This window comes from Mycobacterium sp. (assembly GCF_965229105.1).
GTDB lineage: Bacteria > Actinomycetota > Actinomycetes > Mycobacteriales > Mycobacteriaceae > Mycobacterium.
In genome coordinates this window covers 364,000-388,297 of sequence record NZ_OZ245858.1, presented here as the reverse complement: position 1 = coordinate 388,297, position 24,298 = coordinate 364,000, and the positions used below count along the sequence as shown (strand labels likewise).

The window sequence follows — 24,298 nt, the reverse complement described above, 5'->3', positions numbered from 1 at the left end:
GGCAAGAAGGCTTGCCAACCCGAATAGGTGCCTCCACCATCGAAGGGTGACCACGTCAGTCAATCCGTTCGATGATCCGATGCACGTCGAGGCATACGCCACACACGCCAGGCGAATGGTGCCTGCCCTGACCGATATTCATCGACTTGTTAGCGTCCTCCTCGATGAACACGCCCCGCGGGACGCCAACATTCTGGTACTCGGGGCCGGCGGCGGACTTGAGACGACGGCATTTGCCGAAGCCCATCCACAGTGGACGTTCGATGCTGTCGACCCGTCTGCGGCCATGTTGGATCTGGCGTCGAATACCCTCGGGCCGATGGCATCTCGGGTGCGAATGCACCGGGGATATATCGACGATGCCCCGCTCGGGCCTTTCCACGCCGCGACCAGCCTGCTGACACTGCACTTTCTCGCCTACGACGAACGGCGCCGGACGGTGGCTGAGGTGCGGCGCCGATTGGCACCGGGGGCACCGTTTGTCGCGGTGCACTTGAGTATTGCCCAGCGTGACCATGCCGAACGAAAGATGTGGATAGACCGTCACATGGCCTACCTTGCCGCCTCCGGCATCGCATCGTCCGACCTGGAGAGGGCACGTACCGCGGTCGAATCGGGAGTTCCTGTCCTGACACCCGAGCAGGACCGCGCAGTGTTCCAGGAGGCCGGTTTCACGGCTGTCACCGAGTTCTTCTCGGCGTTTTCGTTTCGTGGCTGGGTCTGCTACGCCTAAGCGCGATCCGTACCGGGTGCGTTAGTCGTCGGCGTCCTGGCGCCGTTCAGCTAGGGCGGCCAACCGCCACGTACATTCGCGGTTACGAGGGAAGGCTGCGGTCAGTGAGATCTTGTCGGGCAACCAGCTCAGCGGCGGGGTCACGGGCACTTCGGCCATTTCGATGCGGCAGCCGCCACCGTCGATATCGAAGAGGCGCAGTGTGATTCGGGCCTTTCCGAGAGGCCGTGCATTGGCAAGCAACACCAGTTCTCGAGCCGGAGTGCTGTCAAGGACGACTGTGCTGTCGCTGATCAGCGCTGGCCACACGCCAATCGAATGGTGGATGGTGCTGCCGGGGGCGGGCCAGTCCGCGGCCACGGCGCGCATCCTGCTATTGCCGACCACCCACTGTGAGTAGGTCCAGCCGTCGGCAATGACATCCCAAACTCGTTGTCGTGATGCCGTTGTGTCTCGTTTGACGGTCAGTGAACTGTGAACTTCCGGGGTATCTGTCATGGCGCGGACTCCATTCACGTTGAGGGTCGTCAACGCGGCGCTCGGGCGCCGCGCTTACCGGTGATACCGAGGTATCCGGCGATCAGCACGATGGCAAAGATGATGCCGACCAGGAATGGGATGATTTTGAAGCCGCCGTTCTGGTTCGAATAGCCCAGCTTGTAGGCCACCCACGTGCCCAGGAAAGAGCCGACGGCGCCGAGCATCACGGTCATGACGACGCCGATGTTCTGCTTACCTGGCATGACCAGCCGGGCCAGTGCGCCGACGATCAGTCCGACGACGATGGCGCTGATGATGGTTCCGATCATGCGATGTGCTCCTAGCTACTGGGGGACGAACGCGTTCGAGTTACCCGTTGGGCGCGGACTAAACCCCCACCGACGCCGGCGATTGGTTTGCTGCCGAGCGGGGTACAGACCTCGATGGGCTCCGGCCGCCTTCGAACGATGTCGAGAAAGTCTCAGATGGATCTATGACCGCAGCACGATCGCAGCTTGACCAAGGGGAGATGGCCGAGGCTCAGCGCATCGTCGACGCGGTGGCGACGGCGTTTTCGGCAAAAGTGGTGGGCCAGGGTCATCTGCGGGAGTCGATGCTCATCGGCCTGCTCGCTGGGGGGCATCTGCTCATCGAAAGCGTTCCCGGGTTGGCCAAGACGACCGCGGCGCGCGTCGTCGCTGAGTCGATCCAGGGCGGCTTCCGCCGGATCCAATGCACGCCTGACCTGTTGCCGAGCGATATCATCGGCACCCAGGTCTACGACGCGGCTACCAGCACCTTTGCCACCCAACTCGGACCGGTGCACACCAACATTCTGCTGCTCGATGAGATCAACCGCTCCAGCGCCAAGACGCAGAGCGCCATGCTCGAAGCGATGGAAGAACGCCAGACCACCATCGCGGGTGTCGAGTACCCGCTCCCGGACCCCTTTTTGGTCATCGCCACGCAGAATCCCGTCGACCAGGAGGGCACGTACCCGCTCTCGGAAGCCCAGACGGACCGCTTCATGCTCAAAGAGGTTGTGCAGTACCCGTCGGTTGACGACGAAGTCGAAGTGATCGAACGCATGGACGCGGGTCTCTACGACAGGAAGCACCACAGCGCACCCGTCGTCGGCGTCGAGGATCTCCGACGCGTCCGGGATGTGGTCGCCACCGTGCATATGGACCGCGAGCTGATCCGGTACGCCAGTCGACTCGTCGGCGTCACCCGCGCACCCGGGAAGCACCTGCCGGCGAATATGGCGCGGTTGATCGAATATGGTGCCAGCCCGCGCGCCACCATCGCGTTCTGCCGGACCGCGCGCGCCCTCGCCGTCCTGCGGGGGCGTGGGCACGTCCTCCCCGACGATATCGCCACGATGGCACACCGGGTCCTACGTCACCGGTTGGTCCTGGGCTTCGAGGCCGCCAGCGCGCGAATCACCCCTGATGCGGTCGTTGATGCGGTGCTGACAGCTGTGCCGGTGCCGTGAGGTCGCGCCGAAAACGTGGGTAAGCATCTCGACCGCGCCAGGGAGTACTTCGGCCGCGACACCTCCGGTTTCCTGGAGGGTGGCCGGTATGCGTTGGTGCACACCCGCAGCCTCGAATTCGACGAGTTACGGACGTATGTGGCGGGAGACGATGTCCGCGATATCGACTGGAAGGCCACGGCGCGCTCGGGCCACACGCTGATCAAACGATTCGTCTCCGAGAAGCACCACAAGATCCTGGTGGTCGCCGACGCCGGTCGCAACACCGCCGGGCTGACACCGTCGGGTGAGACCAAGCGCGATGTTGCCGCCAATGTCATCGGCGCGACGGGATTGATCACGTTGCGCAGGTCAGACGAGATCGGCATGGTGTTCGGCGATGACCGCGGTTGTGTCGACATCCGGCTCCGACGTGGCGAGACGCACATCGAGAGCATGCTGCACCGTCTTCACCAACACACCTCGGCGCGAACCGGATCGAGTAACATTCTGCGGCAACTGGATTGGGTCGCCCAGCACTATCGGCATCCGCTGCTCATCGTTGTGGTATCCGATGAACCAGATGTCGACGACCGGCTCGCGGATGTGCTGACCCGGCTCACCGGCCGGCATGAGGTGATGTGGGCGATGATCTCCGATATGGCTGCGGCCGGGTCAGTGGATGACGAGCACGACAGTTACGATGTCGCCGACGGCCGCCTGGTGTTGAGTGGGGCAGAGTTGGGCCCGCGCGTGGTCGAGGCGTACCGCCAGGCAGAAGCGGTTCGCCGAGAAGAGCTTTCAGAGTTTCTGACACAACGTGGGGTACCACACGCCAGGATCACCGGCAGCACGCGCGTCAGGGCCGGATTGACGGCGATGACGGGGGTCTTCAGCCGTGCCCGATGATCTGCTCCGCCACGTCATGGGCCCGCCGTCGTACTCGTCGTGGTGGACATGGCTGGCGCTCGCCCTGGCGATCGTTCTGATCGGTTGGTATGCCGGGGTATTCATCGTGACGATGCCGGGTCGAAAGCCGCGCGATCTACCGGTCATCGGCGCGACGAGGGACGCACTGATCAGACGCCGTTTCGCGCGTGCGGTACACGCGATCGGCGCACGCTATCGTTCCGGTGAATTGGCCGCCGCCCCCGCCGCCACAGCGGTGAGCAACGAGCTACGTGGATTTCTGCACAGGACGACCGGCGTAAGAGCTCAGTATATGCAGGTGGATGCCATCGCTGAGAGCAAAATCGGCTCTGCTGCACCGGTATTGACCGATCTGGTCGACGCGCAGTTCAATGCCGCGTCGACGGTGGACGTCGGGGTCGTCAGCGACACGGTCGAGGAGCTGATCCGAACGTGGAGCTGACGTGGTGGTTGGTGGCGATCGCCGGGTGCGTGGCGCTGGCAATCTGCATCATGGCAGTGTTGTTGCGGCCGATGACATTCGGGCGGCGGCAGCCACGTGCGCTGGCCAACCTGGCCCGGCTCACCGGTCTGCCGGAGTACCGCCGGGCCGCCCGGCTGCGCACGATCACAGCTGCCGGGACGATCTCGCTGTTGGTCGTCATTTTCACCGCGACGGTGATCGCGGGCGCCCGACCCATCGGGTTGCCCACGCTGGGCGGCGAATCGCCAGCCGCTCAACCCGAGGACATCATGCTCTGCATCGGTGAACCCGTCGCTGATCCTGCGGCGTCGGCGATGCTGCGGTACTTCGCCGGTCAGGTGGACACTTTCAGTACCCAACGTATCGGACTGACATCGCCGAATCGGCGCGTGATACCACTGACCCGCGACTACCAATATGCGGCAGCACAATTCAACCAGTATGGCTTATCGGCCGGTCAGCGCGACGATATAGCGACATGGTCGCCCGCAGTGTCGTATGCCGATTACGCGGGGAGCGTCGAGGATCTGCTGGCGTTGTGTTTGACGGGTTTTCCGTCCTTCGACAAGAAGACCGCACAACGTCGATCCCTGATCTACCTCGGGCCCGGTTCGCGGACAGAGGCAGGCGGATCCCAACTGTTCACCGCGGACGATGTTCGGGACTTGGCCACGACGGCCGGCGTGCAGGTCAACGCTGTGATCACCGGGGCGAATGGTGGTGCGCTGACCGCACTGGCCAGGGAGACGGGCGGACGTTCGTTCGCCAGCGATGCCGATGTCGCGGCGCGCCTGACCGAGATCAGAAACCATCCGCCAGCCCCGACGGGCGCCGTCGATGGCGACGCCAGCGTCGAATGCACCGAATCTCCCGGTGTGGCAGTGGTACTGGCCCTGCTGGCGCTCGGCATGCTCTCGCTGTGGCCGGTGGTGATGCGACGATGATCTGGCAGCCGGTGCTGTGGCCGGTGCTCCTGGCGGTGTTGACGGTGTTCGTCGTCGCCGCCCGGATCGTCGCGCTGCGCCACATGTCGACCTTCGGTTCGCATCGGGTGGCCCGGTTGCGCTGGGCCGGAATCAGTCTGGCGGCAGTACTACTCGTCATCGCGGCGGTACGCCCGGTCATTGCGGGAGAAGACCAGGCCGAGGCTGTCATAGCCGGTGGCAATGATCCCAACGTATTCCTGGTCGTCGATAGATCACCGGACATGTCGATCAGGGATATCGACGGGCAGGCGCGGATGGCTCTCGCGCGCAACGATATCGCTGCTCTGATCGACCGCTATCCGGACGCACGATTTGCCGTCATCGGATTTGCATCGGCGGCATCATTGGACTGGCCCCTGTCAGCGGACACCTGGAGCCTGCGGCCGGTGCTGTCCGCGGTCAGTCCCTACGCCGCTGGGCCCGACGCACTCACCCAGACCAACGTAGGTGCCGCCAGCACATTGCTGCGCTACCAACTCATCGCCGCAGCCCAGCAGTACCGGCGCGCGCCGAATCTGGTGTTCTACCTCGGCGCGGGTGCGCCCGAATCAGAGATTCCCGCAAAACAATTCGATCTACCCACGGGGTCTGTCGACGGCGGCGCGGTGCTGGGCTACGGCGCTGATGCCGGCGCCTTGCAGCTCGTCGCTGATCAAATCGGGGTGCCGTTGATTCCTCGCGACGATATCGTGCCGTTGACGACCGTTCTGCCCGACGACGATCGATCGAGCGCTGCCGCGGCACCGGTGATGACAGCCGGCGGCACCGAGACGTACTGGCTGCCGGCGCTCGGCGCAGCAGTCCTGATCCTGATGGAGCTTTACCTGACACTCCGCGATTTCCGGCGCAGCAGGCTCACGGGGCTGGATGTGCCGCGATGACCGCCCGTCGTCGGCTGCTGTTGTTCTCGGCTCCTGTCGCCGTGCTGATCGTCATCGTCATGGCTGTCGCGATTTCCCAGGCAGGGAAAGGTATTTTGGCGAAGTCGCACTTCAGCGCGGGTATCGAAGCGGTGCGTGAGTACCGCCTTGATGACGCGGACCGTGAATTCACCGAGAGCCTGGCCCAGGCTGGAGACGCCGATACGTGTCCGGCCCGGGTCAACCTTGAACTCGTTCGCGAGACATTGGGGGACCGGGCGGCAGCTGCCCTCGACGGCAACGCGGCGGTCGCCCGTTATGTCAGCGCGCAAACCGCGGTGCAACAAGCCCCTGATGGGTGCTTCGCCGGAAACTCCGATCCTGATCTTGACCGACGGGCGCTTCGTGAGGACGCCGCGGCCCGCATCGAGCGCAAACTCGTTGCCGCCCGGGTGGCACCTCCGCCGGCAGCCCCGCCGCCGCCGACAGCAGCTGCGGCTCCGCCGCCGCTCGGAGCGGTGGGCGTCGCCCCGACCGACCCGGACATACGGTTGCGACTCAATCCCGGAGCCGGCGACCCGCAGGACCGGCTGCAGCAGATTCTGCGCGATGCGGCCGCGCAAGCCGGCATGTGAAAGCTCAGTGATCGCGGGTGTCGATGACGCGGAGGGCGATGTCGACCAACGGGGTGTTCTGCTCCTGTGAAAGCCGCCGCAACATATCGAAAGCGCGTACGTCGTCGACTTTGTAGCGCTCCATGATGATGCCCTTGGCCTGGCCGATACGGTCCCTGGTGGCCACGGCGGATTCGAGCTGATCGCCGTGCTTGCGGGCCAGAATCGCCGAAGCTGCCTGGGCGGCGAGCACTGTGCCGGTGGTCTCAGCCTGTGAGTCCCATTCCCGCGGTTCGAATCCGAACAAGTTCAGCGCACCTGCCGTGCGATCGGCGGTGTAGAGCTTGAAAGACATCCCGCTGAGCACCCCAAGCTTGACTACTGCAGCCGAGTAAGCCGGCCACCGCGCCTCTTCCCGAAAGTCTGCGGTGGTGACCACCACATCGTCGAGAGCGGCCTGCAGGCACGGGCCTTCCTGGAACATTTCCTGCAAAGCGTCGAGTTCTTGCGGAAGGTCGGAGGTGGTGGCATGCGATTCGAACTTGCCCCCTTTGGCGATCAGCAGTATCCCTGCGGTGTCGATCCCAGGAATCAGCTCGACCGCCGCCGCCGTGACCTCGGTGAGGATGTCCTCAATACGACGTGGCACTGCGACGGCGCGGGCTAACTCAGCCATCCGCAGGGCCAGATCGGTCGGTGTGGACATGGGAAGGTGAGTGCCCAGATCGCGGTTCTCTCACACATCCGCCGGTGAGTGCCTGTGCGGCGGATCTCGGCAAGAACGATCCAGCTCGCATCGGCAAACTCGTCGGGATACGGCGGAGTGATCAGTTTGAACTGAATCTGCCGTGGTACCCGTGGCCCGCACACGTCCGCCGTCACATGACGGCCGATATGGAGAGGGGACGCACATGACCGAACACAGCAAAGCGGGAGAAGCCCGCCAGGGTTTGATCGACTCGGTCAAAGGCAAAGCGAAGGAATTCGTGGGTGCCCTGACCAACAACGACTCGCTGACAGCCGAAGGGCAACTCGAGCAGGCAGGGGCCAAGGAGCGCAAAGAGGCCAACAGTGTCGAGGCGATCGCCGATGCCGAAGCTGCTCAAGCCGCCGCCGATGCTGCGGAAGCCAGGCAAGAAGGCGCCCAGGAACGCATCACGGTCGGAGCCCAGGCAGCGGCCGTCGAGAACGCGGCAGAGGCACAAAAGGCCGCGGAGAAGCGGGCTGCCGAGCAGGACGGACAACGGCTTGTCACCAGCGAGCTGACGAAGGCTGAGCTGGACGCCGCGCGTGAGGTGGCAGAAGCGAAGTCGCAGGAGCGTGCCGACATCAGCTCCGCTGCCGACGATATTGCCGATGCAGTCGAGGATCATCAGCGCGACGCTCAGGACGCGGCCACTGCCAAGGCCGAGGCCGAGCGGCTCCGCAGGCAGGCCGACACCGTCACCCACGAAGCCGAACTTCCCTGAGCAGAACAGACACAGGAGCCACAATGAGAGTTACCGACGTTCCCTTCTCCATCTTGCGACTGCAGTACCGGGTCGCGCGCTTTCCACTGCGAGTGATCGAAGATCGGGTGATGTCGCGGCTCGATCCAGAAACGCCGGTGCGCCTGTCGTATGAGCGGCTGTTCGGTCTGCTGGATGCGAGTGTCGCCGGGGCGCTGGGTGATTCGGATCTGGCGCAGGCCGGCGTCGCGCTCAGTGAGCGTAGTGACGCACTGAGTCGGGCCGCCAAGCTCAGCGCCGCAGCTGAGGAGAAGCAGCAGCAGGCGGATGCCAACCTCGCAGCGAGGCGCGATGCGGCCTTATCTGACGTCGAAGAAGCTCGCGAGCAAAAGAACCAGAACATCGAGCAAGCGCAGGCCGAAGCCGCCGAGCGTAAGAGTGCGGCGGTCAAGACTGTGCAGAAGCGCACTGCGACAGCGAAGCAGCGGGCTGACGAAGTGGCTGCGCAGCGAGTGAAATCGGTGGAGGACGCCAAACGCAACGAGCAGGCCAAGATCCGCGACGCTGAGCAAAAGGTCGTTGCGGCCGCTGAGTCGGAGCTCAAAGAGGCCGAAGCGGCGCGCAGTGCGGCGGCGAGCAAGCGTTCCGACGCTGACCAGCTGGATAACCTCGCCGAGGGCGAGAAGCGCAAGCGGCAAGCCGAGCGTGCCAACGACGCCTGATCCGAACAATCCCCGAATTGCCCGCCTATCTCAATGGGCGGGCAATTCGGTGTCCCTTTGCCAAGCTGGCCCAGATGTTGCAATGGCCTAACAATCGTGGCGTGTCTGCGCGTCGGCCCGTCCGCAGACCGCCCAGGCGTGATCGGGTAGAGGTGATGAGTTACTCCGTGAGCGTTACCCTGATTCGCCTGACCCTGCCCGCCGCACTGTGTTCGGCGCTGATCACGCTGGCGATACCGTCAGCCAGTGCCGGTCCTGACAGCGACAGCCAGGGCTACATCGACTCGACCGCACGGTGCGCCTCGCCCGATACGGCGGCGGCTTTCGGGAGCACCGCAACCTCGCGTGTGGCGATCTGCGCCTCACCCAGTGGCAAATACACCTACCGCGGTGTCCGGGTGCGGGACGGTGCCAAGTTGATCATCCCGGCAACCCAGTCTGCCGCCGGATTCGTCGCTGAGAATGACGGGATCACCTACACCCTCACGTCGAACGCGTTGACGGTCAGCGCCGGCGGTTCGGTGATCCGCCAGGAAGCGATGGTCGACTACCACGGACCGCAAACGGCCACAACACCTTCCACGCCTTCGGGGCAGACCGCACCGACGACGCAGCCCTCGGCAGTACCCGAACCGGTACCTGATCCGACACCGAATCAGCCGCCCCTGCCCGCGGAAGTGGGCGGCGCCGGGAGCTAGCGGGTCTCACAAGTAGGGGTCGGCCCAGGCGCTGATGATGCGACCGGCTCGCGCCGCCTGGTTCTTACCGGTCAGCAGATGATCGGCGCCCTCGAGTGAGACGAAGCTGCGGGGATGCCTTGCGGTGCGGAAGATATCGCTCGCGTTCTTGATGCCGACGGTGTTATCGGTGGGTGAATGCATGACGAGCAGGGCGCGGCGCAGCGTGCGAATGCGCTCACGCAGGTCGGCATTGCGCACATCCTCGATGAAATGCCGTTTCAAGGTCAGTGCCTTGCCGCCGACGAGGAATGGGGCTTCGCCCTCGGCTTCGATCCGTGCCACCAGCGCGTCGTAGTTGTGTTCGACATGAGCTGGCTCGTACGGGGCACCGACACTGGCCACGGCCGCCACCGTTGGGCAGTCGTGCGCACCGGCGATCGCGGCCGCGCCGCCGAACGAGTGCCCGATGAGCAACCGCACCTCGCGCCCTGCGTCGTTCATGAACTCCACCGCTCGGACGGTGTCATCGACCTTGTGGGAGAACGACCCGTCACCCCAGTCTCCTTCGGAGCCGCCGAGGCCGAGGTTATCGAACCGCAGCATCCCGATGCCTTCGCTGGCCAGCTGCTTACAGATCCGGCTCGCTGCCGGGCAGTCCTTCCCCAGGGTGAAGCCGTGAGCGAAGACGCCCCAGCCGCGCGCCTCACCAACCGGTAGATCGACGACACCCTGCAGCATCGGTCCGGTGGTGCTCGGGAAACTGACACGCTCGGCCATCCCCAGCATTTTGTCAGCAGTACTCGACTATCGCTCGGGATTCGACCGTCTTGGCCACGCTACCCAGCTCCACCAGCTACCTTGGGTTCATGTTTTCCTGGAGTTGATTTCGCAACGGTGGGGGAGAGGTGCGGCAGTTTGCTCACACCCTTTAAGGTCGCCGCGGTCGAGTTCAACCCTGAGTTGTTCGAGTTTGAGCGAAATGTCAAGGCTGCGTGCGTTGTTGCCGAGGAGGCTGCAGTCAACGGCGCCAAACTCATTGTCCTGCCGGAGGCTGCGCTATCGGGGTACATCTACCGCGACCTCGATCAGTTCCTGCCCTACATGGACACGGTGCCGGGCAGGGGCACGGATGCGATTGCAGCGGTGTGCGCCAAGCACGGCTGCTATGTCGCCATCGGTATCGCCGAAATCGACCCGGCGACCCGTCTGACGTACAACACCGGAGCGCTCGTCGGACCGGCCGGTTACATCGGGAAGTACCGCAAGAACGGGCTGAACCCGAGCGACATCCTGTGGTTCACGCCGGGAAACACCGGCTATCCCGTCTTCGATACCGAACTCGGCCGGATCACAATGATCATCTGCTACGACGACACCTACTGGGAGCCCGCACGCCTCCCGGCCCTCAAAGGTGCTGATCTGATTGCCTATATCTGCTCCAGCGACCGGGTGCTGACCCAGCTCGGTCCTGAATCGAAGAGCAATCACTCGACTATCGCTGCCGTTCAACAACTTGCGGCGTGGAACGGCCTGGCGATGGTGGCTGCCGACCGCAATAACGCCGAGAGCAACCCCACCACTGGGATATCGGTGGTATATGGCGGTTCGGCATCGATCTGGCAGGCCGACGGACGGCGTACCGGGCACCTACCGGCCACCGAACTGAACCTCACCGCGGCAAATCCGGGCGCAATCCTCTACGGCGAGATAGACCCGAGCCTCTACGTCAATGATCAGAAGGCGACGCTGCAACGACGGCGCCCCGAACTGTACGGCGATCTGGCGTTCTACAAGTCGCCCACCGATACGTGCGCGTCGCGGCAGTCCTATGACATCACCGTCACGGCAGTGCAATACGACGTGGTCAGCGGTGATACCGAAGGCAATATCGGTCGTGCCAACGACCGGATCATCGCATTGCCGGCCATTGCCGGTGGTGGCCTGGTGGTGTTCCCCGCCTTCAGTATCAGCGGTGCTCCCGCCGATGCGGAGACAGCCGCAGGCATGGCTGAGTCCGGTTTCGGCCGTACCGTTCAGGTGTTGTCGGACTTCGCGGTTCGGTTACAGAGATTCGTCGTGGGCAGCCATGTGCAACGCGATGGCGATGGGTTGTTCCACACCGCGGTACTGGTCGCGCCAGACGGAAAGTTGGTCGGAAGCTATCGCCAAAGTCATCTCGATCCTGCCTACACCTGGGCGACACCCGGCGATGACTTGCCCGTTTTCGATACCGCAATCGGCCGGATCGGGATACTGCTGTGCGAGGACGCCCGTTTCCCGGAAGCTAGTGGCGTCCTTGCGGTGCGCCGGGCGGATCTGATCGCGATCCCGACCCACTGGGATGGCAGCTACGGCGGACCGCTGCAAGAGTCGGAAGGTCTTTTCGCACATGGCTTTCCGGCGAACACGATGTGCCTGTGGTACGCCGTGGCTAAGACCAGCCAAGCCTATACCGTCGTCGCCAATGCGATCGGTTCCGGGGCCCAGGGTTCAAGTGGAATCTTCACCATCAATCCGGTAGATGCCCAAGCGCCTTTGGTGGCTTCGGTGGATGCCGCCCAAGCGGTGAGTATGGATATCACCACCCGCGGCAACCCGGACTGGTGGATGGACCAGCAGCGGTTGATCGCCGGTCGTCGCACCGATCTGATTGCCCCGCTGATGCTTGCCACGGATTCAGCAGCATTCACGAGTTGGCGAGACAGCCAGGGATACGATCTGTCCGGCTGGACAGCGTATTCGCAATGACACCATAGGTGTTCAGCTCACACGGTAACGAGAGGATCGTAAACAGATGGCCGCAAAGCTGGACCCCAGCGCGCACAAGATGTCTCTGCTCGACGGCGAGATCGTCGAGGAATCCGACCTCGGCTCGATGCGTCGGGTCACCGCCGACAACCTGCCGATCCTCAACGGGCTGTCGATCAAACATCTGGTGATCAATCCCGGGGCCATGCGAACTCCGCACTGGCATGCCAACGCCAACGAGCTGACCTACTGCATCTCGGGCACGTCGTTGGTCTCCGTTCTCGACAGTGGCAGCCAGTTCTCGTCGTTCATCGTGGGCCCCGGTGAGATGTTCCATGTCGACTCGGGGTCGTTGCATCACATCGAGAACATCGGTGAAGATCCGGCTGAATTCGTGCTGGCGTTCCGTCACGAGCGACCGGAGGACTTCGGTTTCGGCGCCGCATTCGGCGCGATGACCAACGCCGTGCTGGGCAATACCTATGACCTGCCGGCAGCAGATTTCGCCACGATCCGGCGGGACACCAGCGATAGACGACTCGCCGCCCGGGTCGGCGACCCGGAGATACCGTCCACCGCGCATTTCGATGATCCCCACAAGTTCGCCGTGGAAGCCCAGAGCCCACCGATCGGCCTGGCCGTCGGTTCCGCCCGCCTGGCTCGCGTCGGGTTCTGGCCCGCGCTCAAGGATCTGTCGATGTACTCGTTGCGGATCCGCGAAGACGGTATGCGCGAACCACATTGGCATCCCGTCACCGCCGAGATGGGCTACGTCGCGTCAGGTAGTTCACGGATGACGGTCATGGACCCGGACGGAACACTGGACACCTGGTATCTCAAAGAGGGTGATGTGTATTTCATTCCGCGTGCCTACCCGCACCACATCGAGGTATTCGACGCGCCAGATCTGCATTTCGCGATCTTCTTCGATCAGCCCACGCCTGCCGATATCGGCTACCGCGCCTCGGCCAGTGCCTACTCCCGGGAGGTGCTCGCCGCGACGTTCAACGTGCACATCGATGACTTGCCGAACTTCCCGTTCACCAAGGCCGACCCGTTGATCGTCAACCGCTGCAATCCGCTTGACCCGCGGACATGACCTGAATTACGCCCTGCGACGCGAAAACCGTTCCACCAAGGACTTTTTCAGTTCAGGACGACTCGCCGCGACCAGTGTGAAGATGGCGTTGCGGGCCAATAGCTGGGCCGGGGAGGACCGTAACAGCGCTGCGCCACCGGTATTGGCGACCACCGTGGACGCGGCCCGCATCGCCAGTGCGGCGCCCTCCGCGCGGGCGTCGAGCAGCGTTGCGGAATCACCGAGCCCCGCGTCGAGCCGGCCCCGGATCGCGTCGGCGTCGGCGGTGATCGCCGCAGCCTCCTCGGGCCGCCCCGCCGCTTCCAGTAGCGCTGCGCACCGGAGCGTGACCCCGATCGGTAGGGTGCCGTTGAGCCGGGATCCAAAGTTCTGGTTGGCCATGAAATCTGGGCGGGTAACCCGGCTGACGACGCGGTCATCGGCGATCACCAGACCGTTGACGTCCAAGGACACAGTCCTGGTGGCGTCGGCGACGAACAGCTGCTGCGGAGTGACGGCGGTAATGCCCTGCGCGGTCTGCGCGGGCACGATGCCCGCGATGATGTCGCCGGTGCCGGCGTCCACTGCCGACATCTGCAGCACATCGATGATTCCCCAACCGCTGACAAACGGTGCATGACCGGTCAGGCGCCAGCCCTCGTCGACGCGTTCCGCGTGCATGCGGGGTGGAATGGGAACCGCCCCGGCGAACGCCACCCCAGCCCGGATCCGCCCGGCGATCAGGCCGGGTACCAACTCGTCGCGTAGTGCCGTGTTCGTCGATGCCGACAGCGAAGCGAGCGCGCCGTGATGTTGCACCCAGGTGAACGCGGTCGCCAGGCAGCCACCCGCCACGATCTCCAAGATCTCGACCAGATCCCCGAAGCCCAGACCTGGCCCGCCGAATTCGGCGGGCGCCGCGATCCCATACAGCCCGGCCTCGGCCAGCACCTGCCAATGACTGGCCGGGATGGTGCCGAGGCGGTCCACGTCCAGGGCGGCGGGGAAGAGGACCGTATCGGCGATTGTCCGTGCCGCGTCCACAAGAGGTGTCACGGGCGTAGACGCTATCGGCCCGATGCCCGCGGGTCAGCCCTTCAGGAACGCAAGAAGGTCGGCGTTGATCACGTCGGCATGGGTGGTCGGCATCCCGTGCGGGAAACCGTGGTAGGTCTTCAGCGTTCCGTTCTGCAACAGAGCGGCCGACTTCGGGCCCGCGGCCACATACGGCACGATCTGATCGTCGACGCTGTGCATCACCAGCGTCGGGACCGTGATCTTCTTCAGATCTTCGGTGAAGTCGGTCTGGGAGAAGGCGACGATACCGTCGTAATGCGATAGTGCATCGCCCATCATGCCTTGGCGCCACCAGTTTTCGATGATGGCCTCCGATGGCTCCACGCCCGGCTTGTTGTAGTTGTAGAACGGACCTGAGGGCAGCGCCCGGTAGAACTCTGAGCGGTTGGCCGCGAGCTGGGCCTGCAGATCGTCGAATACTGATTTGGGCAAGCCCTCGGGGTTGTCGTCGGTCTGCACCATCAGCGGTGGCACGGCGCTGATCAGGGCCGCCTTGGCGACCCGGCTTTCGCCATGACGGCCGATGTACCGAACGACTTCGCCACCGCCAGTGGAGTGCCCGATGTGGATGGCATCGTGCAGGTCGAGGTGTTGCACGACGGCCGCCAAATCGTCTGCGTAATGGTCGGCATCATGCCCACCGGGGGTCTGGGTCGACCGGCCGTGGCCGCGCCGGTCGGCGGCGATCACGCGGTAGCCCTGGGCCAGGAAGAACAGCATCTGGTTGTCCCAGTCATCGGCGGACAGCGGCCAGCCGTGGCTGAACACGATGGGCTGTCCCTGACCCCAGTCCCGGTAGAAGATTTCGGTGCCGTCGGTGGTGGTGACGAATGCCATTGTGATGCCTTTCAATTCGTTGTGAGTTAGGTCAGTCGACGGGGTTGCTGCGGGTGACGACCAGCGGGTCGGCCGGGGTGAAGGGGAAGTTCGGCAGATCGTCAATGTGCGTGTTGAACGCGGCAGCGAGGACTTCGCGGGAGTAGGCGCTGGCCGATGCGCGGTAGCCGATATCGGCGGGTGTGGGCTGATCGAAAAAGATCAGGAAGTGCCAATCGTCGGTACCGATGTTCTCGATGTGGTGCGGGTACGCACGTGGAATGAAGTACATATCGCCGGTGGTCATCTTCCAGGTGTCCAGTGTGCCATCGGGATTCATGATTGTCATGCGGGCATCGCCATGTTGGACGTAACCCATCTCGGCGGTGACCGGGTGCCAATGTGGTTCACGCATACCGTCCTCGGTCACCCGCAACGAGTACATCGAGATGTCTTTCAATATCGGCCAGTACTGATCGCGAGCGAATCGCGCGCTACCGGAGACGTAGTTCAGCGGCGCCACCTGTGCTTCGACGTCGAACTTGTGCGGGTCGTTGAAGTACGCGCTCGCCGGGATCACGGGATCGCCGATCCGGGCAGCGAGCTTGTGATCGACGGTTGAGCGACGGATTTTCGACAGATCGGCGGCAGGCAGGTCGTAGGTGTTACCCAGCACGGCATCGCTGAATGCTCCAAAGGTGGCACCGAAGCCGAAGTCCTCGGGACGCTCGTCGCGGAACGCGATGATGAATTCGGCGACGTCTTCCCCGACGTTCTCGATGTGGTGCAGGGAGCCGGAGTTGGCGTGGAACATCTGCCCGGCAGTGATGATGAAGCTAGAGAACTTGCTGCCGTCGTCGAGGATGGAGACCAGGGCGGTGCCGGAGACGCAGTAGGTCAGCTCATTGGCGTTGGCGTGCCAGTGCGGAGTCCGCATCGCGCCGGGGTTGAGCAACACTCGCTTGATCGACAGACCCTTGAGGATCGGCAGGTTGTCGGCGGTGACCCGCCGCATCGAACCAAGATCGGACTCTTCGACAATCTCGCCGTCGAGCAGGGACAGCGTGTGGCTGCTGCGGGTAAGTGACGTGGTCATGAGAAGTACTCTCGCCCACCCCGCCGCCGGTGTCGTCAACGCTGACCGCCATCTCGCACTACCGGGTAGCAGGTAGGGATTTCTTGGCGCGCGGAAGCTCTGTCCAACCCCACAGCGTTGTCACAGCGCAACACCCGGTTTTGAAGACCAAGATTGCGGGAACAAAGCAGCATCCGGTGTCTCGCGCAGGTCAAAGCCGCCAGCACGGTCGGCCGGTTGCTCTGTCACACATACCGATCGGGGTCTCATGACGCTTGCTTTCCGCCCGTCCTCGCCGTTTGACGGCTACGCCATCGAGTGTCGCAGAGCCGTCATTCAGGCGTACGCCCGTAGCGTCGCGACCGTGCTCACTGTGCGCGGTGACGTCGACTCCCTCAACGCCGAGTGCGTCTACCGCAACCTTGAGCGCTTCAAGCGGCTGGACACCGCGTTGGTCATCGATATCACCGAGGCGAACGTGGCTGATCTGGACGTCCTCCGTGGATTTGCGACCGGCCAGAGTGTGTCCGTCGCAATCGTGGCCCGGCCTGAACAGGGCGCCGCTTTGGACTGCTGCCCTGACTGTGACGGGGTGCCCACCTTCTCCACGGTGGCTGACGCCGTTCAGCATTTCGTCCGGAGCATCCAAGCTCGTCGCGACCCGCGGTCGCTGCGACTGCTCCGGCCGGCCTAAGACCTACCGCGCAGAAGACCCGGCCCCTGAACAGGGACCGGGTCTTCTGTCATATGAAGATGTCGTTGTCAGCCGGCCATGAACTCCGTGTACGCCGCGGACAGATCCGGCGGCAGCACGCTCACGTTGCACTGGCGCTGGGTATCGCCGATCGGCGCGAGGATGCCGCGTAGTTCGTAGTACTCCGCCGGGTGCGCCATGAAGTAACCGCGGATGTTCGACGCGGCCTCCGGGCCTGGCTGGGTGTAGGCCGCGGCCGCGACTTGTCCCGCAGCGGGATGGTCCCGCAGGAATTGGCGAGCCGCCGCGGTCGTCGAACTCACGGTGTTGCTGACGCCCTGAGCGCTGCAGTCAGGTGCCGCGGATGCCGCTGGTGCGACGATGGTGGCCATGGCGGCTCCGCCGATTGAGGCGGCTATGGCGGCGCTGACAACTCGTCGAAGCGTGCGTGATCCACTGTTATTCATGATCAGTTTTTCCTTCTCATTGCGAATGGTCGTTGTCTCCCCCTCGACCTGAAAACCACGGTACCGACTCCGTTGCGCCACCTTTTAGCGCGAACGCAGGTCCCTCGCCAATCGCGATGCGGGCGTTACGTTGTCGAGTTGTGAACTCGATCTCAACTGAGTTCCATTCAGTAAGAAATCAGCCAGAATCGGCGTCTGTTTTTGAATATTCCCGCAGATCGCTGAGAAAATCCCGTAAATGCATCCAGGCTTCGTGACCCTATTGTGATCTCCAGACGTTGCGGCAAATCGCCTCTGCTGCAACGACTCTGCTCTGATGGCCAACGGGACGTGGCTCTGCCACCGCGCGGCGTCAGTGTCTAGGCGAGCTCAGCTCGTATCGCCTCGGCGAAAGCATCCACGTCCGCTTCGGTGGTATCCCAAGCGGTCATCCACCGAACCTCGCCGGTGGCGGGGTCCCAGTCGTAGAAGCGGAACCGCTCACGCAGCCGATCAGCGACCCCGGCTGGCAGGACGACGAACATGGCGTTGGCCTGGGTCGGTTGCGTGAAGCGGACAGCCGGCACGTCGTCGAGGGCGTGCCGGAGGCGCGCGGCCATCGCATTCGCGTGCCGTGCCGAGCGCAGCCAGAGGTCCCCGTCGTAGAGCGCCACCAACTGCGCCGATGCGAAGCGCATCTTCGACGACAGCTGCATCGATAGCTTGCGTAGGAACGTCAGCCCGACGGCGGCGTCGGGATTGAGCACCACGACAGCCTCGCCATAGAGTAAGCCATTCTTGGTGCCGCCAAGGCTCAGCACGTCGACACCGACATCCGTTGTGAACGAGCGTAATTCGGCATCGAGTGCGGCGGAGGCGTTGCCGATCCGCGAGCCGTCCATGTGCAGCGTCATACCGCGTTCGTGCACATGCTCGGCGATCGCTCGGATTTCCCCCGGGGTGTAGAGGGTGCCCAGCTCGGTTGATTGGGTGATGCTGACGGTCAACGGTTGTGCCCGGTGTTCGTCACCCCACCCCCACGCCTGGGTGTCGATCAGCTCCGGTGTCAGCTTGCCGTCCGTTGTCGGTACGGTGAGCAATTTCAGACCGCTGACGCGTTCGGGTGCGGCATTCTCGTCGGTGTTGATGTGGGCGGTCGTCGAGGTGACCACCGCACCCCAACGCGGCAGCATGCTGGTCAGGGCGATGACGTTGGCGCCGGTCCCGTTGAACACCGGGAACGCCTCGGACTGCTCGCCGAAGTGCCCACGGAGCACCTCCTGCAGTCGGGCTGTGTAGGCGTCGCCGCCGTAGGCAGTCTGGTGACCGCCATTCGCCTCGGCGATCGCGGTCAGCACCTCAGGATGGGCGCCGGCATAGTTGTCGGAGGCGAAGCCGCGCCAGGCGGGGTCATGCAGTCGGGTCACCCGACAAGTTTTCCAGGTGTAGCGCAGGACAGGCCACACTGGAGCAATGACTGTCGTATCCGAAACGAGCTATACCGTCGGCGACTATCTGCTGGATCGCCTCGCCGAACTAGGCGTCACCGAGGTCTTTGGGGTGCCTGGCGACTTCAACCTGCAGTTACTCGACCACGTCGTCGCCCATGACCGCATTCGCTGGGTCGGCGACGCCAACGAACTCAATGCCGGCTACGCCGCCGACGGTTACGGGCGACTCCGCGGCATGTCGGCCTTGATCACCACCTTCGGCGTCGGAGAATTATCGGCGGCGAACGCGATCGCCGGCAGCTATGCCGAACATGTCCCGGTCGTCCACATCGTCGGGGCGCCGTCCAAGGACACCCAGGCTGCCCGTCGGGTGGTGCATCACTCGCTAGGTGACGGTGATTTCGAGCGCTTTCTGCGGATGGCACGCGAAATAACCTGTGCACAAGCCAATTTGGTGCCGGCCACTGCGACACGAGAGATCGACCGCGTGCTGTCGGAAGTGCGGGAGCAGAAACGGCCCGGCTATCTGCTGCTGGCCACCGACGTAGCGGAGTTCCCCACCGAACCGCCCGCACAGCCGCTGCCCCGGTACGCCGACAACACCAGTCCACGGGCGTTGTCGCTGTTCACCGATGCCGCCGCCGAGCTCATCGGGACGCACCAGCTCACCGTGCTTGCCGACTTGCTCGTCCACCGGCTGCAAGCGGTCCCCGAGCTGGAGGCGCTACTGGCAGCCGATGTCGTCCCGCACGCCACCTTGATGTGGGGTAAGAGCCTGGTCGACGAAAGCTCACCGAACTTCCTCGGCATTTATTCGGGTGCGGGCAGCCCGGAACCTGTGCGCCGAGGCATCGAAGAGGCGCCTGTTCTGGTGACAGCAGGCGTGCAATTCACCGATCTGGTGAGCGGATTCTTCAGTCAACGAATCGACGCGGCCCACGCCATCGACGTCGGCCCCTATCAAAGTGTGGTTGCGGGAAAGGTTTTCGCTCCACTCGATATGAGAGCGGCTCTGCAGGCGCTGACCTCGATTCTGCAACGCCGCAATATCCGATCGCCCGAGCCGGTGGCGTCTCCGGCGGCTCCTCCTGCCGAGTCGCCGGCACGTGACGCACCCCTTAATCAGAAATCGTTGTGGGACAGCATATCCGGTGCGTTAACCGCCGGAAACATTGTCTTGGCAGATCAGGGCACCTCGTTCTACGGCATGGCCGAGCACCGACTCCCGTCGGGAGTGACCTTCATCGGGCAGCCACTTTGGGCCTCGATCGGCTACACACTGCCTGCCACACTGGGCGCCGGGTTGGCCCATCCTGGCCGCCGCCCGGTACTACTTATCGGCGACGGAGCGGCGCAGCTCACGGTGCAGGAATTAGGTTGTCTTGCAAGGGAAAACATTCCTGCTGTCATCATCCTGGTCAACAACGACGGCTATACCATCGAACGTGCCATCCATGGTGAAGACGCCTACTACAACGATATCGTCGCCTGGAAGTGGCTAGATATTCCGCATGTGCTCGGGGCGCGTGACCATCTCGCGTTCCACGTCGAAAACCACGGCGAACTCGATGATGCACTGAAGAGCGCAGCGACTCATCGCGACAAATTGGTCATCATCGAAGCCGTAGTTCCCCGCATGGACCTGCCGCCGGTGCTGGCCGGCCTGGCTGATGCCGCAGCAGCGGCCAACCGGACTGCGGGCGGTGAGCACCCTTAACGCTGGGACCGTGCAGACAACAATGGCGCCACCCGAAGGTGGCGCCATTGTCTCTCTCTGCGATCAGAATCCGTGGTGACCCAGCTGGCTGTGCGTCGCCGCATTGTTGTCGACCTGGGAATGTGTCTCAGGTGAATCGTGGCTGGTGTCGAATAACGGTGCGTGACTTGAGGAGTCCGCAGATGCCGAAGCTGAGGAGTCGATTGCCGAATGATCCGGCTCCGTGCTCGCCTGCGTCGACGAGGTGACCGCAGCGTGGTTGTCGACCGTGGCAGCCGGATGGCTCGTGTCGATGGAACTCTGCTGACCCGCGTGAGCGGTGCTGTCCGTCGTCGTGATGACCGACCCACTGTGTGGCGTCACATTGCCGCTGACGGCGGTAGAACCGGTGGTGTCGATGACCTGGCCGCTGGAGCCGGTCGATCCGGTAGCCGCCGCAGAACCGGTGGTGTCGATGACGTGACCGGTCGGCGCCGTCGAGCTGTGGTCGGTGATGACGTTCTGGCTTGCGGTGGTGTGGCTGTTCAATGCCGCGCTCTCGTCGCCGAGAATGCTGCCGTGACCACTGTTGCCGCTGACTGACGTGGCAGCGCCACCGCTGGTCTGGCTGTGCAGCCCCGTACCGCTTAGCGACGTCGTCGCCTGCGCGTTGGTCTGACCGCCCAGGGCGGCGCTCTCGCTACCGAGGATGCTGGTGTGGCCGCCGCCAGCGAATCCACCGCCGACCTGGCTGTTCAGCCCCGCCCCGCTCAGCGAGTTGGCTGCCGAGAAGTTGGTGTGACCGCCCAGTGCCGCGCTCTCATTGCTCAGGATGTCGCCGTGGCCGCCTGCGGCAATCCCGCCGCTGGTCTGGCTGTTCAGCCCGGCACCGCTAAATGCGCTTCCGGTCTGCAGGCCGCTGTGGCTTGCCACGCCTGCGCTGGTGTCGCTGCCGATCAGGCCGACTGCGGCGACGTTGCCGCTGGCTGCTGCTTGGCTGGTGACGGTCGCGCCGCCAAGCGGACCCATGGCGCTCGCCGATGTTGCGTTGGCCAGGCCCGCACCGCCCTGAGCGGCCAGGCCGGTGTTGCCTGCGCCAAAGGCGGCTCCACCGCCGGCGGCACTCTGGCTGCCGACCGATACGCCGCCCACCGGGCTCGACAGCCCGGCTGAAGTGGTGTTGGAGAACCCGGCACCGCTCTGGCTCGAAAGCCCGTTGTTGCCGACGCCGAAGGATGTGCCACCGCCAGCCGCCGTTTGGCTGCCGACCGAGACCCCACCGAGCGGGCTGGACACCGCGCCGGCGCCGCCGCCGGAGATGCCGGCTTGGCCACCAACATTTGCGCCGCCACCAGTGGAGATTGTGGCCTCGCTGCCAGCGGGACGATCAGAAATGCTGCGCTCATCGCGACGTTCTCCGAAGCCTGCGCCACCGCGCGCACCGCCCTGTGCGTTAAGTGCCGCGTTGCCACCGACACCGCCGCCGATGCCTGCGCCCACACCTGCTCCGCCGCCTACATGGCCGCCGAGACCGGCGCCCGCGCCGCCACCGATGCCGAGTCCGGCGTTGCCGCCCAGCCCGGCTCCTGCGTGGCCACCAAGTTCCGCGCCGCCGCCGATGCCGCCACCGAGGCCGAGTCCGGCGTTGCCACCCAGTCCGGCTCCTGCGTGGCCACCAAGTTCCGCGCCGCCGCCGATGCCGCCACCGAGGCCGAGTCCGGCGTTGCCGCCCAGTCCGGCTCCTGCGTGGCCACCAAGTTCCGCGCCGCCACCGAGGCCGAGTCCGGCGTTGCCGCCGAGTCCGGCTTCGAATCCGCCGCCAAGGTTTGCACCGGCACCGATTCCTGCGCCGGCTCCGCCGCCGACGCCGCCACCGAGGCCGAGTCCGGCGTTGCCACCCAGGCCAGCTTCGAATCCGCCGCCAAGGCCTGCACCTGCGCCAACTCCTGTGCCGCCGCCGAGGCCGAGTCCGGCGTTGCCGCCGAGGCCGGCTTCGAATCCGCCGCCGAGTTCGGCTCCGCCGCCGATTCCCAGGCCTGCGCCTGCTCCGCCGCCGACGCCGCCACCGAGGCCGAGTCCGGCGTTGCCGCCCAGACCGGCTTCGAATCCGCCGCCAAGGTTTGCACCGGCACCGATTCCTGCGCCGGCTTCGCCGCCGACGCCGCCACCGAGGCCGAGTCCGGCGTTGCCACCAAGGCCAGCTTCGAATCCGCCGCCAAGGTTTGCACCTGCGCCAACTCCTGTGCCGCCGCCGAGGCCGAGTCCGGCGTTGCCGCCGAGGCCGGCTTCGAATCCGCCGCCGAGGTTTGCGCCTGCGCCGATTCCTGCGCCTGCGCCGCCGCCGACGCCGCCACCGAGGCCGAGTCCGGCGTTGCCACCCAGGCCAGCTTCGAATCCGCCGCCGAGTTCGGCTCCGCCGCCGATTCCCAGGCCTGCGCCGGCTCCGCCGCCGACGCCGCCACCAAGTCCGAGGCCGGCCTGGCCGCCCAGCCCGGCCTGGAATCCGCCGCCGACTTCCACGCCGCCGCCAAGGCCCGCACCGATTCCGCTGCCGATTCCGGTGCCCAGGCCGAGCCCGGCTTGTGCGCCGAGGCTGGCTTCAAAACTGGCGCCTACTTCGAGGCCCGCTCCAATACCCAGGCCGGCACCTCCGCCACCGCCGACGCCGCCACCAAGCCCGAGCCCGGCGTTGCCGCCGAGGCCGGCTTCGAAGCCGCCACCCAGTTCCGCGCCGCCACCGAGGCCCAGACCCAGGCCCTGGTTGCCAACGAAACCGGTGTTCACATGGTCGCCGACGAAACTTTGAGCAGGCGCATCATTGCCACCGAAATCGACGATATTGTTGCTGAGCAATCCCCCCAATACCCCGGGAACCAGGTCGGGTGAGATCACATCTGCCACAGGCGACAGCAAACTGGACGCGGTATCAACGACGCCGGCAACGGGGGAGAACCCGAACTGATCCGACACTGCCTGTTGCAAGCCGGCGACCGGATTGCCCGCGCCCAGCACCAGGCCGGGAACCGCGCTGGTCGCCACCGACTGCAGAATCTCTGGGCTGACGTCTGATAACCCGGCGCTGGCCAGAGCCATATCGGGATTCGCAACGAACTGCTGCGCGGCGGTTTCGTCGTTGAACAAGTCAAGAATGAATTTGAGCACGGAGTCCATCGGAAGACCTTTCTCGTTTCTCGGAGAGCGCGTTGCCGGACTCATCCGGTCATCTGATAGCCACGCTATGGATCGCTGATCCGAATCAACACGGGGTAGGTGCCCGTGCTCGCCCCAGCCCCTCTGGGGCTCGCCGGCAAACCCGAGTAGGGGATTAGGGGATCTGAAGGGGATCATTAGGGGGTTCCCAGCTGAGCCACAGCTAGAGGTGGGGTCGCGGCGTTGCCACGACCACCATCGCTCTGATCCGGTCTGACGTGGACACTCCCCCTGGCAGCGTCCTCGGTGGTGATGAGCCATCAGGCTCGCACCGCCGAAGGGGACAACGTTTTGGACAGCAGAACGCTCGTTGACCGCTTTTTCGAGCTGGCGCCACGATCCGACACCGAGCGGTACATCGCGTAATTCACGGTGGACGCCACCGTCCAGGACGAGGACAACACCTATCGAGGTGTCGACCTGTCGTTGCGCTTCACCTTCACTACCGAAGGTTGTATCCAAGCGCTCGCGATCACCGCTTGAACAGGCGCGCATGCTCCAAACGCATTGATCGGCCCCGCAATAATTCGTGGCAAATACCGAGACAGTGTCCCTAATGGCAAGCGGTAGAAAAGATTTAAGTTATGTTTCGACGACCATCGTCACTGTGGGGTGAC

At 64.4% G+C, this 24,298-nt stretch carries 24 protein-coding genes; 14 read left to right on the top strand and 10 right to left on the bottom strand.

All coding sequences use genetic code 11. The annotated features are described in order from the left end of the window. The first annotated feature begins 46 nt into the window (after positions 1 to 46). Positions 47 to 733, top strand: coding sequence for a class I SAM-dependent methyltransferase (locus tag ADBZ9O_RS01810; RefSeq protein WP_526527822.1), 687 nt, complete (start codon positions 47 to 49; stop codon positions 731 to 733). A gap of 21 nt (positions 734 to 754) precedes the next feature. Here the strand turns inward: ADBZ9O_RS01810 and ADBZ9O_RS01805 are convergent, their stop codons facing one another. Both ADBZ9O_RS01805 and ADBZ9O_RS01800 read right to left on the bottom strand, forming a co-directional pair. Further along, positions 755 to 1,231, bottom strand: a complete 477-nt coding sequence (locus ADBZ9O_RS01805) for an SRPBCC family protein (protein WP_526527820.1) — start codon at positions 1,229 to 1,231, stop codon at positions 755 to 757. A gap of 29 nt (positions 1,232 to 1,260) precedes the next feature. After that, the gene (locus tag ADBZ9O_RS01800; protein WP_526527818.1) at positions 1,261 to 1,542 is read right to left on the bottom strand and encodes a GlsB/YeaQ/YmgE family stress response membrane protein; all 282 of its coding nucleotides are present in this window, start codon (positions 1,540 to 1,542) and stop codon (positions 1,261 to 1,263) included. A gap of 164 nt (positions 1,543 to 1,706) precedes the next feature. Between ADBZ9O_RS01800 and ADBZ9O_RS01795 the strand changes: the two genes are divergently transcribed. From ADBZ9O_RS01795 to ADBZ9O_RS01770, 6 genes are read left to right on the top strand one after another with little or no spacing between them, the layout of a single operon-like run. Further along, on the top strand, positions 1,707 to 2,708 hold the full coding sequence (locus tag ADBZ9O_RS01795) for an AAA family ATPase (protein ID WP_526527816.1): 1,002 nt from the start codon (positions 1,707 to 1,709) through the stop codon (positions 2,706 to 2,708). 15 nt (positions 2,709 to 2,723) lie between these two features. Further along, positions 2,724 to 3,596, top strand: a complete 873-nt coding sequence (locus ADBZ9O_RS01790) for a DUF58 domain-containing protein (RefSeq protein WP_526527814.1) — start codon at positions 2,724 to 2,726, stop codon at positions 3,594 to 3,596. Continuing rightward, on the top strand, positions 3,586 to 4,059 hold the full coding sequence (locus tag ADBZ9O_RS01785) for a hypothetical protein (RefSeq protein ID WP_526527812.1): 474 nt from the start codon (positions 3,586 to 3,588) through the stop codon (positions 4,057 to 4,059). Before ADBZ9O_RS01790 ends, ADBZ9O_RS01785 begins: the two co-directional genes overlap by 11 nt. Then, a complete protein-coding gene (locus ADBZ9O_RS01780) occupies positions 4,050 to 5,024 on the top strand; it encodes a hypothetical protein (protein ID WP_526527810.1) in 975 nt (324 codons plus the stop codon). Before ADBZ9O_RS01785 ends, ADBZ9O_RS01780 begins: the two co-directional genes overlap by 10 nt. Continuing rightward, positions 5,000 to 5,947 (top strand): peptidase, encoded by a 948-nt coding sequence (locus ADBZ9O_RS01775; RefSeq protein WP_526527808.1) that lies wholly within the window; start codon positions 5,000 to 5,002, stop codon positions 5,945 to 5,947. The genes ADBZ9O_RS01780 and ADBZ9O_RS01775 overlap by 25 nt, the downstream gene beginning before the upstream one ends. Then, a complete protein-coding gene (locus ADBZ9O_RS01770; protein ID WP_526527806.1) occupies positions 5,944 to 6,561 on the top strand; it encodes a hypothetical protein in 618 nt (205 codons plus the stop codon). The genes ADBZ9O_RS01775 and ADBZ9O_RS01770 overlap by 4 nt, the downstream gene beginning before the upstream one ends. Before the next feature lie 4 nt (positions 6,562 to 6,565). Here the strand turns inward: ADBZ9O_RS01770 and ADBZ9O_RS01765 are convergent, their stop codons facing one another. Continuing rightward, positions 6,566 to 7,246, bottom strand: a complete 681-nt coding sequence (locus ADBZ9O_RS01765) for an ANTAR domain-containing protein (RefSeq protein ID WP_526527804.1) — start codon at positions 7,244 to 7,246, stop codon at positions 6,566 to 6,568. A 205-nt stretch (positions 7,247 to 7,451) separates the two neighbouring features. Here ADBZ9O_RS01765 and ADBZ9O_RS01760 point away from each other — a divergent pair, with 205 nt between their 5' ends. The 3 genes from ADBZ9O_RS01760 to ADBZ9O_RS01750 all read left to right on the top strand — a co-directional run bounded on the left by ADBZ9O_RS01760 (position 7,452) and on the right by ADBZ9O_RS01750 (position 9,408). Further along, positions 7,452 to 8,009, top strand: a complete 558-nt coding sequence (locus ADBZ9O_RS01760) for a CsbD family protein (RefSeq protein WP_526527802.1) — start codon at positions 7,452 to 7,454, stop codon at positions 8,007 to 8,009. Positions 8,010 to 8,032: 23 nt separating this feature from the next. Next, entirely contained in the window at positions 8,033 to 8,710 is a 678-nt protein-coding gene (locus tag ADBZ9O_RS01755) for an IF2 family translation initiation factor (RefSeq protein ID WP_526527800.1), read from the top strand. Between the two features lie 167 nt (positions 8,711 to 8,877). Continuing rightward, entirely contained in the window at positions 8,878 to 9,408 is a 531-nt protein-coding gene (locus ADBZ9O_RS01750; RefSeq protein WP_526527798.1) for a hypothetical protein, read from the top strand. A gap of 6 nt (positions 9,409 to 9,414) precedes the next feature. Here the strand turns inward: ADBZ9O_RS01750 and ADBZ9O_RS01745 are convergent, their stop codons facing one another. After that, entirely contained in the window at positions 9,415 to 10,167 is a 753-nt protein-coding gene (locus ADBZ9O_RS01745) for an alpha/beta hydrolase family protein (protein ID WP_526527796.1), read from the bottom strand. A gap of 138 nt (positions 10,168 to 10,305) precedes the next feature. Between ADBZ9O_RS01745 and ADBZ9O_RS01740 the strand changes: the two genes are divergently transcribed. Continuing rightward, positions 10,306 to 12,138, top strand: coding sequence for a nitrilase-related carbon-nitrogen hydrolase (locus ADBZ9O_RS01740; RefSeq protein ID WP_526527794.1), 1,833 nt, complete (start codon positions 10,306 to 10,308; stop codon positions 12,136 to 12,138). Positions 12,139 to 12,184: 46 nt separating this feature from the next. Beyond that, on the top strand, positions 12,185 to 13,237 hold the full coding sequence (locus tag ADBZ9O_RS01735) for a cupin domain-containing protein (RefSeq protein WP_526527792.1): 1,053 nt from the start codon (positions 12,185 to 12,187) through the stop codon (positions 13,235 to 13,237). 6 nt (positions 13,238 to 13,243) lie between these two features. On the opposite strand, the gene ADBZ9O_RS01730 is transcribed toward ADBZ9O_RS01735, so the two are convergent. Genes ADBZ9O_RS01730 through ADBZ9O_RS01720 form a run of 3 tightly spaced genes read right to left on the bottom strand, consistent with a single transcriptional unit; the run spans position 13,244 to position 16,205 of the window. Continuing rightward, the gene (locus ADBZ9O_RS01730; RefSeq protein ID WP_526527790.1) at positions 13,244 to 14,272 is read right to left on the bottom strand and encodes an acyl-CoA dehydrogenase family protein; all 1,029 of its coding nucleotides are present in this window, start codon (positions 14,270 to 14,272) and stop codon (positions 13,244 to 13,246) included. A 33-nt stretch (positions 14,273 to 14,305) separates the two neighbouring features. Continuing rightward, positions 14,306 to 15,130 (bottom strand): alpha/beta fold hydrolase, encoded by an 825-nt coding sequence (locus ADBZ9O_RS01725; protein WP_526527788.1) that lies wholly within the window; start codon positions 15,128 to 15,130, stop codon positions 14,306 to 14,308. A gap of 31 nt (positions 15,131 to 15,161) precedes the next feature. Beyond that, a complete protein-coding gene (locus ADBZ9O_RS01720) occupies positions 15,162 to 16,205 on the bottom strand; it encodes a cupin domain-containing protein (protein WP_526527786.1) in 1,044 nt (347 codons plus the stop codon). 247 nt (positions 16,206 to 16,452) lie between these two features. On the opposite strand from ADBZ9O_RS01720, the gene ADBZ9O_RS01715 reads away from it, so the two are divergent. Then, complete coding sequence (locus ADBZ9O_RS01715; protein ID WP_526527784.1) at positions 16,453 to 16,878, top strand: hypothetical protein; 426 nt, start codon at positions 16,453 to 16,455, stop codon at positions 16,876 to 16,878. A 68-nt stretch (positions 16,879 to 16,946) separates the two neighbouring features. On the opposite strand, the gene ADBZ9O_RS01710 is transcribed toward ADBZ9O_RS01715, so the two are convergent. After that, the gene (locus tag ADBZ9O_RS01710) at positions 16,947 to 17,345 is read right to left on the bottom strand and encodes a hemophore-related protein (RefSeq protein ID WP_526527782.1); all 399 of its coding nucleotides are present in this window, start codon (positions 17,343 to 17,345) and stop codon (positions 16,947 to 16,949) included. Between the two features lie 359 nt (positions 17,346 to 17,704). Continuing rightward, positions 17,705 to 18,751 (bottom strand): threonine aldolase family protein, encoded by a 1,047-nt coding sequence (locus ADBZ9O_RS01705; RefSeq protein WP_526527780.1) that lies wholly within the window; start codon positions 18,749 to 18,751, stop codon positions 17,705 to 17,707. Between the two features lie 46 nt (positions 18,752 to 18,797). Here ADBZ9O_RS01705 and ADBZ9O_RS01700 point away from each other — a divergent pair, with 46 nt between their 5' ends. Then, the gene (locus tag ADBZ9O_RS01700; protein ID WP_526527778.1) at positions 18,798 to 20,492 is read left to right on the top strand and encodes an alpha-keto acid decarboxylase family protein; all 1,695 of its coding nucleotides are present in this window, start codon (positions 18,798 to 18,800) and stop codon (positions 20,490 to 20,492) included. 63 nt (positions 20,493 to 20,555) lie between these two features. Here the strand turns inward: ADBZ9O_RS01700 and ADBZ9O_RS01695 are convergent, their stop codons facing one another. Continuing rightward, on the bottom strand, positions 20,556 to 23,642 hold the full coding sequence (locus ADBZ9O_RS01695; protein WP_526527776.1) for an IniB N-terminal domain-containing protein: 3,087 nt from the start codon (positions 23,640 to 23,642) through the stop codon (positions 20,556 to 20,558). Between the last annotated feature and the right edge of the window lie 656 nt (positions 23,643 to 24,298).